12 protein-coding genes are annotated in these 13,998 nt (G+C 71.5%); 9 read left to right on the top strand and 3 right to left on the bottom strand.

All coding sequences use genetic code 11. The features are described from left to right. Positions 1–128: 128 nt before the first annotated feature. The 3 genes from C6Y14_RS11085 (at position 129) to C6Y14_RS11095 (ending at position 3,441) form a co-directional block, all read left to right on the top strand. Positions 129–1,511 carry a glycine--tRNA ligase gene (locus tag C6Y14_RS11085; protein ID WP_107016358.1) on the top strand — a complete coding sequence of 461 codons (1,383 nt, stop codon included), beginning with the start codon at positions 129–131 and terminating at the stop codon, positions 1,509–1,511. A 315-nt stretch (positions 1,512–1,826) separates the two neighbouring features. Then, the gene (locus C6Y14_RS11090) at positions 1,827–2,831 is read left to right on the top strand and encodes an aldo/keto reductase (protein WP_107016359.1); all 1,005 of its coding nucleotides are present in this window, start codon (positions 1,827–1,829) and stop codon (positions 2,829–2,831) included. A gap of 25 nt (positions 2,832–2,856) precedes the next feature. Beyond that, positions 2,857–3,441 (top strand): TetR family transcriptional regulator, encoded by a 585-nt coding sequence (locus C6Y14_RS11095; RefSeq protein ID WP_107016360.1) that lies wholly within the window; start codon positions 2,857–2,859, stop codon positions 3,439–3,441. Between the two features lie 53 nt (positions 3,442–3,494). Here C6Y14_RS11095 and C6Y14_RS11100 read toward each other — a convergent pair whose 3' ends face one another. Together C6Y14_RS11100 and C6Y14_RS11105 are read right to left on the bottom strand one after the other, a co-directional pair. Next, on the bottom strand, positions 3,495–3,701 hold the full coding sequence (locus C6Y14_RS11100; protein WP_107016361.1) for a hypothetical protein: 207 nt from the start codon (positions 3,699–3,701) through the stop codon (positions 3,495–3,497). A gap of 159 nt (positions 3,702–3,860) precedes the next feature. Next, on the bottom strand, positions 3,861–5,291 hold the full coding sequence (locus C6Y14_RS11105; RefSeq protein ID WP_107016362.1) for an MFS transporter: 1,431 nt from the start codon (positions 5,289–5,291) through the stop codon (positions 3,861–3,863). 113 nt (positions 5,292–5,404) lie between these two features. Here C6Y14_RS11105 and C6Y14_RS11110 point away from each other — a divergent pair, with 113 nt between their 5' ends. Beyond that, positions 5,405–6,388 carry a helix-turn-helix transcriptional regulator gene (locus C6Y14_RS11110; protein WP_404828758.1) on the top strand — a complete coding sequence of 328 codons (984 nt, stop codon included), beginning with the start codon at positions 5,405–5,407 and terminating at the stop codon, positions 6,386–6,388. 347 nt (positions 6,389–6,735) lie between these two features. Here the strand turns inward: C6Y14_RS11110 and C6Y14_RS11115 are convergent, their stop codons facing one another. Continuing rightward, entirely contained in the window at positions 6,736–8,178 is a 1,443-nt protein-coding gene (locus C6Y14_RS11115) for an MFS transporter (protein ID WP_107016363.1), read from the bottom strand. A gap of 80 nt (positions 8,179–8,258) precedes the next feature. Between C6Y14_RS11115 and dusB the strand changes: the two genes are divergently transcribed. The 5 genes from dusB to C6Y14_RS11140 all read left to right on the top strand — a co-directional run bounded on the left by dusB (position 8,259) and on the right by C6Y14_RS11140 (position 13,983). Then, positions 8,259–9,425, top strand: coding sequence for a tRNA dihydrouridine synthase DusB (gene dusB, locus C6Y14_RS11120; protein WP_107016364.1), 1,167 nt, complete (start codon positions 8,259–8,261; stop codon positions 9,423–9,425). Positions 9,426–10,143: 718 nt separating this feature from the next. After that, the gene (locus C6Y14_RS11125) at positions 10,144–10,332 is read left to right on the top strand and encodes a ferredoxin (RefSeq protein WP_107016365.1); all 189 of its coding nucleotides are present in this window, start codon (positions 10,144–10,146) and stop codon (positions 10,330–10,332) included. A 3-nt stretch (positions 10,333–10,335) separates the two neighbouring features. After that, the gene (locus C6Y14_RS11130; protein WP_225890999.1) at positions 10,336–11,589 is read left to right on the top strand and encodes an NAD(P)/FAD-dependent oxidoreductase; all 1,254 of its coding nucleotides are present in this window, start codon (positions 10,336–10,338) and stop codon (positions 11,587–11,589) included. Then, positions 11,586–12,392 (top strand): acetoacetate decarboxylase family protein, encoded by an 807-nt coding sequence (locus C6Y14_RS11135; RefSeq protein WP_107016366.1) that lies wholly within the window; start codon positions 11,586–11,588, stop codon positions 12,390–12,392. The genes C6Y14_RS11130 and C6Y14_RS11135 overlap by 4 nt, the downstream gene beginning before the upstream one ends. A 73-nt stretch (positions 12,393–12,465) precedes the next feature. Then, positions 12,466–13,983, top strand: a complete 1,518-nt coding sequence (locus tag C6Y14_RS11140; RefSeq protein ID WP_107016367.1) for an aldehyde dehydrogenase — start codon at positions 12,466–12,468, stop codon at positions 13,981–13,983. The last annotated feature ends 15 nt before the right edge of the window (positions 13,984–13,998 follow it).

The following is a 13,998-nucleotide window of genomic DNA, read 5'->3' on the forward strand; positions in this document are numbered from 1 at the left end:
TCCGAGGGGCGGGGCCGCCGGTAATCTGAGGCATTCGCTCTGAAGCAACAGCTCTGTAGCAGTAGCCGTGAAGCAATAGCTGTGAAGCAACCCGCTTCAACGCCCGTCGTCGTAATGAAGAGAGCACCGTGGCCGCCGACAAGATCGACTCCATCGTCAGCCTGAGCAAGCGCCGTGGCTTCGTCTATCCGTGCAGTGAGATCTACGGCGGCCAGCGGGCCGCCTGGGACTACGGGCCGCTGGGTGTCGAGCTCAAGGAGAACATCAAGCGTCAGTGGTGGCGCTACATGGTGACGTCCCGCGAGGACGTCGTCGGCCTCGACTCCTCCGTGATCCTGGCGACCGAGGTCTGGGTGGCCTCCGGTCACGTCGCCACGTTCTCCGACCCGCTCACCGAGTGCACCTCGTGTCACAAGCGGTACCGCGCCGACCACCTTGAGGAGGCGTACGAGGCCAAGCACAACCGCCTCCCCGAGAACGGGCTCGCCGACCTCAACTGCCCCAACTGCGGCAACAAGGGCACGTTCACCGAGCCCAAGCAGTTCTCCGGCCTGCTCTCCACGCACCTCGGCCCCACGCAGGACAGCGGCTCCGTCGCCTACCTGCGCCCCGAGACCGCGCAGGGCATCTTCACCAACTTCGCCCAGGTCCAGCAGACTTCGCGCAAGAAGCCGCCGTTCGGCATCGCGCAGATGGGCAAGTCCTTCCGCAACGAGATCACGCCCGGCAACTTCATCTTCCGGACCCGCGAGTTCGAGCAGATGGAGATGGAGTTCTTCGTCAAGCCGGGCGAGGACGAGAAGTGGCAGGAGTTCTGGATGCAGGAGCGCTGGAACTGGTACACCGGCCTCGGCCTCCGCGAGGAGAACATGCGCTGGTACGACCACCCGGCCGAGAAGCTCTCGCACTACTCCAAGCGCACCGCCGACATCGAGTACCGCTTCCAGTTCGGCGGCAACGAGTGGGGTGAGCTGGAGGGCGTCGCCAACCGCACGGACTACGACCTCTCCGCGCACTCCAAGGCCTCCGGCCAGGACCTGTCCTACTTCGACCAGGAGGCCGGCGAGCGCTGGACCCCGTACGTCATCGAGCCCGCGGCCGGTGTCGGCCGCGCGATGCTGGCGTTCCTCCTCGACGCGTACGTCGAGGACGAGGCGCCCAACGCCAAGGGCAAGATGGAGAAGCGGACCGTGCTGCGCCTCGACCCGCGGCTCGCGCCGGTGAAGGTGGCCGTGCTGCCGCTGTCCCGCAACCCGGAGCTGTCCCCGAAGGCGAAGGGGCTCGCGACCGCTCTCCGGCAGAACTGGAACATCGACTTCGACGACGCCGGTGCGATCGGCCGTCGTTACCGTCGCCAGGACGAGATCGGTACGCCGTTCTGTGTGACCGTCGACTTCGACACGCTCGACGACAACGCGGTCACCGTGCGTGAGCGGGACACGATGAAGCAGGAGCGGGTTTCTCTCGACCAGATCGAGGGGTATCTGGCGAGCCGGCTTGTCGGCTGCTAGTCGCTCCGCGGGGGGTGGGCCGTTGTCGGTCCGTTGTCGGCTGACGGTCCGTCGTGGTCGGCCTCAGGGATTGCGCAGTTCCCCGCGCCCCTAAAGGCAAAGGATTGCGCCGTTCCCCGCGCCCCTGAAGGGCGAAAGACTGCGCCGTTCCCCGCGCCCCTTGGGTGAGTGAGTCTCGACCCCCTCTTGAACGCGAGAGGGGGTCGAGGCTTTTTGGTTGGCGTTGGGTGTGACAGCTGACAGATATTGAAATCTGTCAGCTGTCATGTCAAGGTTGAGGGGTTGCTTCGTTCGTCGATGTGTCGGGAGATTCTGATGCTCAGTCGTGCCCTTGGAACCGTTGGTCCTCAGGTGTCCGCTCTCGGGCTGGGGTGTATGGGGATGTCCGCGCTGTACGGGGACGCCGATCGGGGGGAAGCCGTCGCCACCATCCATGCCGCCCTCGAAGCGGGGGTCACACTGCTCGACACCGGTGACTTCTACGGCATGGGGCACAACGAGATGCTGATCGGCGAGGCGCTGCGCAGCGCCCCGGCCGCGCGGCGCGAACAGGCCCTCGTCAGCGTGAAGTTCGGCGCCCTGCGCGACCCGGAGGGCCGCTGGTCCGGCTACGACGGGCGGCCCGCCGCGGTCCACAACTTCGTGGCGTACTCGCTGCAGCGGCTCGGCGTCGACCACATCGACGTCTACCGGATCGCGCGCGTCGACCCGGACGTCCCCATCGAGGAGACGGTCGGCGCGATCGCCGAACTCGTCGAGAAGGGGTACGTACGGCACATCGGCCTGAGCGAGGCCGGGGCCGACACCGTGCGCCGGGCCGCGGCCACCGCCCCGATCTCGGACCTGCAGATCGAGTACTCCCTCATCTCCCGCGGCATCGAGGCCGAGATCCTGCCGACCACCCGTGAGCTGGGCATCGGCATCACCGCGTACGGCGTGCTGTCCCGCGGTCTGATCTCCGGACACTTCACGCCCGACCGGCAGCTCGCCGCCAACGACTTCCGCGCCCACAGCCCGCGCTTCCAGGGCGACAACCTCCGTCACAACCTGGACCTCGTCGAGGCGCTGCGGAAGATCGCCGAGCAGAAGGGCGCGTCCGTCGCGCAGATCGCCATCGCCTGGGCGCTGTCGCGCGGCGAGGACATCGTGCCGCTGGTGGGCGCGCGGACCCGGGAGCGGCTGACGGAGGCGCTCGGCGCGCTCGACGTCGCCCTCGACACCGCCGACCTCGCCGCGATCGAGGAGGCCGTCCCGGCCGGCTCGGCGGCGGGCGAGCGCTACCCGTCCGCGCAGATGGCACACCTCGACAGCGAGCGCTGACGACACCGCCGGTACGGTCATCACCATGGCGACCACCGAGATCCTGACCGCCGAGCGCATCCTTGAGGTGACCGAGGAGGTGCTGCGCCGCCACGGCCCCGCGAAGGCCACCGTGGTGGACGTGGCGCGTGCGCTCGGCGTCAGCCACGGCAGCGTCTACCGGCACTTCCGTACGAAGGCGGCGCTGCGGGAGGCGGTCACGAAGCGCTGGCTGGACCGTACGTCGGCCGTCCTCGACGACATCGTGGCGCAGGACCGAGACCCGGAGGCCCGGCTGCGCGACTGGCTCGCCGCCCTGTTCACCGCCAAGCGCCGCAAGGCGGGCGACGACCCCGAACTGTTCGCCACGTACATGGTGCTGACCGGGGAGAGCGGTGAGGCGGTCGGTGAGCACATCGACGCTCTCACCGGGCAGCTCACGGCGATCGTCCGGTCCGGCGTCGACTCCGGCGCCTTCGCCGCCGCCGACCCCGCCGTCACCGCCCGTGCCCTCTTCCAGGCCACGGACCGCTTCCACGACCCGTGTCACGCCCGCGAGTGGGAACAGCCCGGGATCGAGGGCGAGTTCGAGGCCGTCGTGGACCTGGTGGTGCGTGGGCTGAGGGCCTGACCGGGGCCACTGCTCCCTCGGTGCCTTCGGTGCCTTCGGTGGCCTCGGTGCCCTCAGGTTCCGGCCGGGTCCACCGTCGCCTGGTGTGCCTCCGTGAGATGTTCCTCGGCCTTCAGCCAGGGCAGGAACTGGGCGGGCTTGCGCCAGCCGCACGTGTCGCATCTGATCGTCCGCTGCATGCCCGTGCGCTGTACCCGAACGACGTGCTCGCGGCCGTGTTGGTCCCAGCGGCTGACCTTGCTGGTGTTGATCTGCAGCATGACGCCTCCTGGTGGTCGCGCTCGGCTTGCGCGACAAGCCCTAGGAGTGTGCAACAAGAACAACATCAACGGGGGTGCGTGCGCGGTGAGTTCTGTGCGCATTCTGCGCATTGCGGGTTCGGGCGGGCCCTTTCGGAGGGGTTTGTGCGGGGTGGCCGTTCAGGCGATCTCGCGGGGCAGGCGCAGGCTCAGTCCCGTCGTCAGGACGACGGCGGCGAGCTGGACGAGCAGGGTCGTCGCCAGGGCGTCGCCCATGCCCCGGCCCGGGACCAGGGTGAGGAACAAGGTGCCGAGGGTGGCCACACCCAGGGCGAGCGCGGACTGCTGGGCGGTGATCATCACTCCGCTGCCCACCCCGGCGCGGGCCGCGGGGACCTCGGAGAGGATGACGCGGAAGAGGACCGGCAACTGGAGGGCCTGTCCCGCGCCCGCGATCATCAGGCCCGGCCAGAGCTGCGGGCCGCCGAGGTCGGGCCAGGAGCCCCACACCGTGAGCGCGAGGACGCCCACGCCGACCGCCTGGACCAGACCGCCCGCGGTCACCACACGCGTACCCCACCGGGCCACCAGCCGGGGCCCGAGCAGCGAGGCCACGAAGAAGGACACCGCCATCGGTACGAGGGTCAGGCCCGCGCGGACCGGGCTCAGGCCGACCCCCTCCTGGAGCGCCACCGCGATGACGAACATGAAGCCGCTGAAGCCGATGGAGAAGGGAACGACCATGATCAGGCCGCGGCGCAGGGGGATGTTGGCGAAGAGGCTCGGCGGGACCAGCGGGGTGCGGCCCCGGCGTTCCGACCGGCGTTCGACCAGGTAGAAGGCGGTCGCGGCGACCGGGAACAGGGCCAGCGACAGCCAGGTCCACAGCGGCCAGCCCGCCGCCCGGCCCTCGGTCAGCGGGGCCAGCAGGGACACCAGGGCCACACCCAGCAGGACCGTGCCGGGGACGTCCACCGGCTGCGGGTGCTGCGAGCGGGTCTCCGGGACGGCCCTGGCGGCCAGGAACAGGCCCACCAGCACGACCGGTACGTTCACCAGGAAGACCGCGCGCCAGCCCGTGCCCGCGAGGTCGGCCGCGACGAGGACGCCGCCGAGTATCTGCCCGGCCACCATGGAGAGTCCGGCCGTGGCCCCGTACAGGCTCATCGCCTTGGCTCGGCGCGGGCCCTGGGTCGCCGACTGGATGGTGGCGAGGACCTGCGGGAGCATCGCGGCGGACGCGGCGCCCTGGAGGACGCGCGCCGCGACGAGCGTCCACGCCGTCGGTGCGAGCCCGCACGCAAGCGAGGTCAGGCCGAAGGCCGCCATCCCGCCGAGGAAGAGCCGGCGCCGGCCGAAGGTGTCGCCGAGCCGTCCGCCGAGGACGAGGAGCACGGCGTACGCGACCCCGTAACCGGCGACGACGAGTTCCAGGACGGCGTCGCTCGCGGCCAGGTCGTGGCCGATCGTGGGCAGGGCGACGTTCACGATGAAGAAGTCGATGAGGGGCAGCGCCGCGCCGAGCAGCACGGTGAACAGTCCCAGGGCGCCGAGCACCGGTGGGCCGGCGGTCGCTGAGCGGGTGGTGCGGGGAGCGAGGATTTCGGTCACGTGGTCGATCCTGCGCCCGCTCGCAGGCTGGTACCAGAGTCTTCTTATCCTGGTAGAAGGAGTACCCGGAAACAGGGTCCGCGACAGGGGCCACGGGGCGGCAGGCTGGAGACATGACGACCATGGCCGAGAAGACGACGGCGGGCACGGGCCCGGACGCCGGCCCGGACGCGGGCCCGGTCACCGGGGTGGCGGGCGGGGCCACGGTGGTGGCGGGCGAGGCCACCGGGGCGACGGCCTGGGTGGGGGAGCCGGAAATCCGGCGGCATGAGCTGGCCGCCTTTCTCCGTCATCGGCGCGAGCACATCACGCCCGAGCAGGTGGGGCTGCCCCGGGGCAGCCGCCGGCGCACCCCCGGTCTGCGGCGGGAGGAGGTCGCCCAGCTCTCCGCGGTCGGGGTCACCTGGTACACCTGGCTCGAACAGGCCCGGGACATCCAGGTGTCCGTACAGGTCCTCGACGCGCTCGCCCGCACACTGATGCTCGACTCGAACGAGCGCGCCCACCTCTTCCAGCTGGCCGGGGCCGTCGATCCCACCCCGGCCTCGCGCTGTACGACGATCACCCCGGCGCTGCTGCAGACGCTGGAGCAGCTGGAGCCGTTGCCCGCCTGCATCCAGAACAGCCGGTACGACGTCCTCGCGTACAACCGCACCTACGGGCTGCTGCTGTGCGACCTCGACGAGGTGCCGCCGGAGGACCGCAACTGCATGCTCCTCATCACCACGAACGAGCAGTGGCGCTCCTCGATCGTGCTGCTCGACGAGACGGTGCGGTTGATGGCGGCGAAGTTCCGCGGCGCCATGGCCGGGCATCTCGCCGATCCCGCGTGGAAGATGCTGCTCAAGCGGCTGTGTGCGGAGTCGGAGGAGTTCCGGGAGGTGTGGGGGCGGCACGAGGTGGTGGGTTCGCGCAGCAAGACGAAGCTGTTCGACAACCGGTATGTGGGGCGGTTGACGCTCGTCCATACGGATCTCTGGCTGGGGCCGGGGGAGGGGGCGCGGATGGTTACGTACGCGCCGGCGGACGGTGTGTCGCGTACGCGGCTGGAACGACTGCAGGAACTGGCTGTTCAGCGGGGTTCCCTGCGGGGCTGAGGGGTGGGGTGGGGTGGCCGGGGTCGCGTCCCGGGTGCGGGGCGGCGGGGGCTTGTCGCGCCGTTCCCCGCGCCCCTGGGAGGTGGGGGCTGGGGTGTGGGGGACGGGTGACGGTCGTTTGTGGCTGGCCGCGCCGTTCCCCGCGCCCCTTAAGGGCAAAAGCTGGGGCGCAGCCCCGCTTTTGAGGGGCGCGGGGAACTGCGCGAGCAACCCCCACCGGCCCGCAGCCGACAACGCGACGGGGTCGGGGCGAAGCTCCGCTCCTCAGGGGCGCGGGGAACTGCGCGAACGGCCCCGCCGGGCCGCACCCGGTGGCGGTGGCGCGCCTCCGGGCGGGGCGGGCGGGCTCAGGCGACGCCTGCGGACTGTTTCACCTCTGGTGCGGACAGGCGCGCCGCCGTACGGGCCGCCGTGCCGCGGGCCCAGCGGCCGCTGGACACCGCGCCCACCACCAGGACCGAGAGGCCGCACGCCGCGATGATCCACCACGCGGGCCGGGCCGCCGAGACGAACGCGGCCCGGTACGACGACGTGCCGACGCCGGACGCGAGGACCGCCCCGATCACCGCGACCCCCAGCGTCTGCCCGATCTGCCGGCTCGTGGACGCCACCGCCGCCGCCACCCCGGCCTGGGCGCGAGGCATGCCCGACACCGCCGTGTTGGTGATGGGCGCGTTCACGAAACCGAAGCCGAGCCCGAAGAGCACGTACCCGATGACGAGTGTCACGTTCGCCGTCTCGGCCTCGAACGCGGCGAACAGCACCCCGCTCACCGTCATCGCCGTACCGGCGATCAGGAGGGAGATGCGGGGCCCGCGGTTGCCGACCAGCCGCCCGGACAGCGGCGCGCAGACGAACGTCATCGCCGCCATGGGCAGCATCCACAGGCCCGCGTCGAGCGCGCTCAGGCCCCGGACGTTCTGGAGGTAGAGGGTCGAGAGGAAGAGGAAACCGCCCAGCGCGGCGAACGCGCTCACCGCCACCACCGTCGCCCCGCTGAACGGCGCCGACCGGAAGAACCGCAGGTCGATGAGGGGTTCGTCGCGTCGCGGCTCGTACCAGAGGAGGGTGACGAGGGCGACGAGCGCGATCCCTCCGAAGACGAGGATCTTGCCGGCGCCGGATGCGGGCGCCTCGATGATCGCGTACGTCAGGGAGCCGAGCAGCGCGATCACCAGGAGCTGGCCGACCGGGTCGGGGCGGCGGGCCTTCGGCGCGCGGGACTCCGGCACGTACCGCAGGGTGAGCAGGAGCGCGGCCAGGCCCACCGGCAGGTTGACCCAGAAGATCGAACGCCAGCCGACGGAGTCCACCAGGAGGCCGCCGACCAGTGGGCCCGCGGCCATGGATATGCCGACCACCGCGCCCCAGACCCCGATCGCGCGGGCGCGTTCGCGCGGGTCCGTGAAGGTGTTGGTGATGATCGACATGGCGACCGGGTTGAGCATCGAGCCGCCGACCGCCTGGATCATGCGGAAGGCCACGAGCGATTCGAGGTTCGGTGCGAGTGAGCACAGGACCGAGCCGACGGTGAAGACGACGAGGCCCGCCATGAAGACCTTGCGGCGGCCGATGCGGTCGGCGGTCGAGCCCGCGAGCATCAGCAGTGAGGCGAGCACCAGGGTGTACGCGTCGATCGTCCACTGCATGCCCGCCAGGCTCGCGTGCAGATCCTTCTGCATGGAGGGGAGGGCGACGTTGAGGACGGTGTTGTCGAGACTCACGATCAGCAGACTCATACAGCAGATCGCGAGCACCAGCTGGCGCTGGCGGGGGCTGAGCTCAGGCATGGGTACCAGGTTACGCCCATGTCGGTAGTGTGCCTAACTAACGACTACCGTCATGGGTCGGCGTACGTGACAATGGAGGAATGTCCACGCCCACGATCACTCCCGCGTCCGCGGTGAACACCGCTCTGCGGATCGGTCCGCACACCGTCCTGCCGCCCGTCGTGCTCGCCCCCATGGCGGGCATCACGAACGCGCCGTTCCGCACGCTGTGCAGGGAGTTCAGCGGGGGCAAGGGCCTGTTCGTCAGCGAGATGATCACCACGCGGGCGCTGGTCGAACGCAACGAGAAGACCATGCAGCTGATCCGCTTCGACGCGACCGAGACCCCGCGTTCGATCCAGCTGTACGGCGTCGACCCCGCGACCGTCGGCAAGGCCGTCCGCATGATCGCGGACGAGGGCCTCGCCGACCACATCGACCTGAACTTCGGCTGCCCGGTGCCCAAGGTGACACGCAAGGGCGGTGGCTCGGCCCTCCCCTACAAGCGGCCGCTGCTGCGGGCGATCCTGCGCGAGGCGGTCGCCGGGGCGGGAGGCCTGCCGGTCACCATGAAAATGCGCAAAGGCATCGACGACGACCACATCACGTTCCTCGACGCGGGCCGTATCGCCGTCGAGGAAGGCGTCACGGCGATCGCGCTGCACGGGCGCACGGCGGCGCAGCACTACGGCGGGACGGCCGACTGGGACGCCATCGCGCGACTCAAGGAACACGTGCCGGAGATTCCCGTCCTCGGGAACGGGGACATCTGGTCCGCGGACGACGCGCTGCGGATGGTACGCGAGACCGGGTGCGACGGGGTCGTGGTCGGGCGGGGGTGCCTCGGACGGCCCTGGCTGTTCGCCGACCTCGTCGCGGCGTTCGAAGGGCGAGACGGTCAGTACGCGCGGCCGTCCCTCCGGGAGGTCGCGGCCGTCATGGTGCGGCACGCCACCCTGCTCGGGGAGTGGATCGGCGACGAGGCGCGCGGGGTCATCGACTTCCGCAAGCACGTGGCCTGGTACCTGAAGGGATTCGCTGTCGGCTCGGAGATGCGGCGGCGGCTCGCCGTCACCTCGTCGCTGAGTGAACTGGCGGAAGGGCTGGAGGAGTTGGAACTCGACCAGCCGTGGCCGGTGGGGGCGGACGGGCCGCGGGGGCGTACGTCCGGGAACGGGCGGGTCGTCCTGCCGGACGGGTGGCTGAAGGATCCGTACGACTGTGCGGGCGTGAGTGAGGACGCGGAGCTGGACACCTCCGGCGGTTGAGCGGTCTTTTCGGCTGTGGGCCGGTGGGGGTTGCTCGCGCCGTTCCCCGCGCCCCTGAAGGCGAAAGATTGCGCCGTTCCCCGCGCCCCTGAGGGGTGGGGTGGCTGGGGTCGCGTTTCGGCTGCGGGCCGGTGGGGGCCGTTCGCGCAGTTCCCCGCGCCCCTCAAAAGCGGGGCTGCGCCCCAGCTTTCGCCCCTCCAGGGGCACGGGGAACGACGCACCCAGCCACAGGCGACGGTCACCGTCGCACACGCCCCAGCCCCCACCCCCTAGGGGCGCAGGGAACGGCGCGCTCAGCCACAGGCGACGGTCACCGTCCTACACGCCCCAGCCCCCACCCCCTAGGGGCACGGGGAACGGCGCGCTCAGCCACAGGCGGCGGTCACCGTCGCACACACCCCAGCCCCCACCCCCTAGGGGCGCGGGGAACGGCGCGCTCAGCCACAGGCGACGGTCACCGTCCCACACGCCCCAGCCCCCACCCCCCCCAGGGGCGCGGGGAACGGCGCGGCCAGCCGCAGGCGGCCCGCTCCCGTCAATTCGCGGGTGCGCGTACCCACCCCCTTGACCCCGTCCTCAATGCTTCCTACATTGTTTGGGGTCAAATGAAATGGGGGGAGGGGGCGGTCCCGACCCGCTCCATCGGCCGGGCCCGCCCTCAGGGTCCGAGTCCCCGTCCGTTCCCCTCCGACGTGACACGGCAGCTGGAGGACCGGCCATGAAGGTCGTCGTCGACATGAACAAATGCCAGGACCACGGCCAGTGCGTCTTCGCCGCTCCCGACGTCTTCCGATTCGACGGCGACGGACATCTCGTCCACATCCCCGACGCCGACGACACCCGCCGCGAGGAGGTCGAGGAGGCCGCCGACGTCTGCCCGCTGCAGGCGATCCGGATCGGGGACTGACGCGTGAACGCACCCGCGGAGGCGGTCGCACCCGTCGTCGTCGCCGGCGCCTCCATGGCAGGGCTGCGCACCGCCGAGCAACTGCGCGCAGCCGGCTGGCGCGGCCCCGTCGTCCTCGTCGGGGACGAACCCCACATGCCCTACAACCGGCCCCCGCTCTCCAAGGAGGCGCTGGTGGGAGACGCCTCCTTCGGCGAACTCACCTTCCTGCCGCGGGCCAGCGTCGCGGACGTACGGTGGCGCCTGGGCACCCGGGTCGTCGCCGCCGACCTCGACCGGCGGACCGTCACGCTCGACGACGGCGAGATGTTGTCGTACGGGGGGCTGGTGGCAGCCACCGGGATGCGTTCCCGGCGGCTGCCCTGCCCCGGCCCCCGCCGCGGCCGGCACACCGTGCGCACGGTGGCCGACGCCCGCGGTCTGCGCGAGGCGCTGGCCCGGCCGGGCGGGCGCGTGGTCGTCATCGGCGCCGGATTCATCGGCTGTGAGGTCGCCGCGACCGCCCTGGCCCTCGGTGCGGCCGAGGTCACGGCCGTCGACCCGCTGCCGCTGCCCATGGTCGGGCCGCTCGGCGAACTGCTCGCGAAGGCGCTGCTCGACCGGCACGAGCGGCGGGGCGTCCGGTTCGCCCTCGGTGCGCAGGTGACCGGGTTCCAGGGCGACGAACAGGTCACCGGGGTGGTCCTCGCCGACGGCACCGTCATCGCCGCCGACGTCGTGGTGGAGTCGGTGGGCTCCGTCGCCAACACCGAGTGGCTCGACGGCAACGGCCTCGACCTCACCGACGGCGTCCTGACGGACGAGCATTTGCGGGTCGGCGGACGCCCGGACGTGGTCGCCGTCGGGGACATCGCGCGCTTCCCCAACGCCCGTTACGACGAGGTCGCGCGCCGTGTCGAACACTGGTCCATCCCCACGGACACCGCCAAGCACGCCGCCAGGGTGCTCGCCGCCCATCTCAGCGGCAGCGAAGGCGCCAGGGAGTTCGCACCGTTCGCGCCCCTGCCGACCTTCTGGAGCGACCAGCACGACTTCCGGCTGCAGTCCTTCGGCGCCCCCGGCCTCGGCCAGGGCGACGTGCGCGTCCTGGACGGCGACCCGGACGGCGACTTCCTGGCCGGCTTCCACCGGGGCGGCCGTCTCGTCGGTGTCGTCTCCCTCGGGGGCCGCGCCACCTCGGCGGCCGCCGCCCGCCACCGCGCCGAACTGCTCGCCCAGCCCGCCCTCGGCGCCGGATCGTCCGGAGGGACCAAGTGACCGGTCTGCGTGGCTACTTCCACCCCAAGACGGCGACGGGCGCCGCGTCGCTGATCCCCGCGCCGCCGTGGCGCTACTCCGGGGATCTGCTCACCGTCGAGTACCGCACCGACCCGGGCCGCGTACGGGAGTTGCTGCCCGAGCCGCTGGAACCCGCCGCCGAGGACCCCGGCGCCGTCGCGCTGATCTGGGCCGACTGGCAGTCCTGCGCCGACTCGGGGCAGGAACTGCTCGATCCGGTGCGGGCCCAGTACAAGGAGGCGTTCGCCGTCGTGCGCTGCACGTACCGGCAGCGGACGTACACGCGCTGTGTGTTCATCTGGGTCGACAAGGACTTCGCCGTCGCCCGCGGGCTGCATCAGGGGTATCCGAAGAAGCTCGGTTCCATCCACCAGACCCGCCCGCACCCGTACGGGCCCGCCCCGCGCATCGAGGCCGGGGCCAGGTTCGGGGCCACCCTCGCCGCCGCCGACCGGCGCCTGGCCCAGGCCGTCGTCACCCTGCGCGAGCCCTGCGAGTCCAACGGGTTCGTCAACGCCCATCCCATGCTGCACCACCGCTGGCTGCCCTCCGTCGAGAAGGGCAAGGGGCTGGCGCTCGACGAACTGATCGAGTCCGGGGCCGCGTCCTTCGAGGGCGGCCAACCCTGGACCGGGGAAGCCGAGTTGGAGCTGTTCGAGGCACCCACCGAAGAGCTGGCCCGGCTGGAGATCCGGGAGCCGATCGCCGCGTACTACCGCCAGGTCGGCGTGGTCTGGGACGGAGGCCGACTGCTGGAGTCGGGCACCTCCGGCGCCGAATGAGCCCCGCCGCGGCCCCGCCATGAAGCGCGGTGCACCGCCCCCGGAGCCCCATGACATGAGGGAGCCCCACGACATGAGCGAACACCTCACCACCGTCGCCTCGGTCGCCGTCGACACCCGGCACTTCATCGGCGGCGAACGGGTCGCCGCCACCGAGACCTTCACGGACGTCTCACCCATCGACGGCAGCTCCCTCGGCGAGATCGCCCGGGGGACGGGGACGGACGCCGGGGCGGCCGTCGCCGCGGCCAGGGCCGCCTTCCCGGGCTGGGCCGCCACCCCGCCCGCCGAACGCGCCCGCCTCCTCGAAGCCGTCGCCGAAGGGGTGGAGAAACGGCTCGAAGAACTCGCCGTCGTCGAGACCCACGACAACGGCGCCCTCCTGCGCTCCCACCGGCGCGGTGTCATGCCGCGCGTGGCCCACAACTTCCGCTTCTTCGCCGACCGGCTGCTGAAACTGGGGCACGAGGACTTCGCGACCCGCGGGCACACCCAGCACGTCAGCTGGGATCCGGCGGGCCCGTGCGTCCTGATCACCCCGTGGAACGCGCCGCTGCTGCTCGCCACCTGGAAGGCCGCGCCGGCCCTCGCCGCCGGCAACACGGTGATCCTGAAACCCTCCGAATGGTCCCCGCTGACCGCCTCACTGCTCGCCGACATCGCCACCGCGGCCGGACTGCCACCCGGGGTCCTGAACGTCGTGCAGGGGTACGGGCCCGAGGTCGGCGCCGCCCTCGTCGCGCACCCGGACGTACGCCGCGTCAGCTTCACCGGTTCGGTACCGACGGCCAAGCGCATCGCCGCGTCGGCCGCCGCGCACCTCACTCCGGTCAGCCTCGAACTCGGCGGGAAGTCACCGCTGTTGGTCTTCGCCGACGCGGACCTGGACCTGGCCGTGGACCTCGCGCTGGAGCAGTACGACAACGCCGGACAGGTCTGTCTCGCGGCCACCCGCGTCCTGGTCGAGCGGCCGGTGGCGGGGGAGTTCACCCGCCGCCTCGCCGGGAGGGCGGCCCGGCTGCGCCAGGGCGACCCGAGGGACCCGGCCACCGACCTCGGCCCCCTCATCCACCCCCGCCAGCTGGAGAAGGTCGACGGATTCGTGCGGCGGGCGCTGGCGGCGGGGGCCCGCACGGTCGTCGGCGGTCACCCGAGCGCCGATCACCCGGGCGGCGACGACCCGGGCGACGGTCGCGATGCCGCGCGGGAAGGCGGCCTGTACTACCCGCCCACCCTCCTCACCGACGTCGCCCAGGACTCCGAGATCGTCCAGGAGGAGGTTTTCGGGCCCGTCCTGACCCTCCAGACCTTCACCACCGAGGACGAGGCCGTACACCTCGCCAACGACACCCGCTTCGGTCTCGCGGCCACCGTCGCCACCGGCGACCACGAACGGGCGCGGCGCGTCACCGCACGGCTCGTGGCGGGCACCGTCTGGGTCAACTGCTTCTACGTACGCGACCTCCGGGCACCCTTCGGCGGCTCCCGCCACTCGGGCATCGGCCGCGAGGGCGGCGACTGGAGCTTCGACTTCTACTGCGACCTGAAGACCACCGTCACCGCACCGAACGGATGGACCGACCATGAATGAGAACGGACGGCCGCA

The organism is Streptomyces dioscori, assembly GCF_003024195.1.
Taxonomy (GTDB): Bacteria; Actinomycetota; Actinomycetes; order Streptomycetales; family Streptomycetaceae; genus Streptomyces; species Streptomyces dioscori.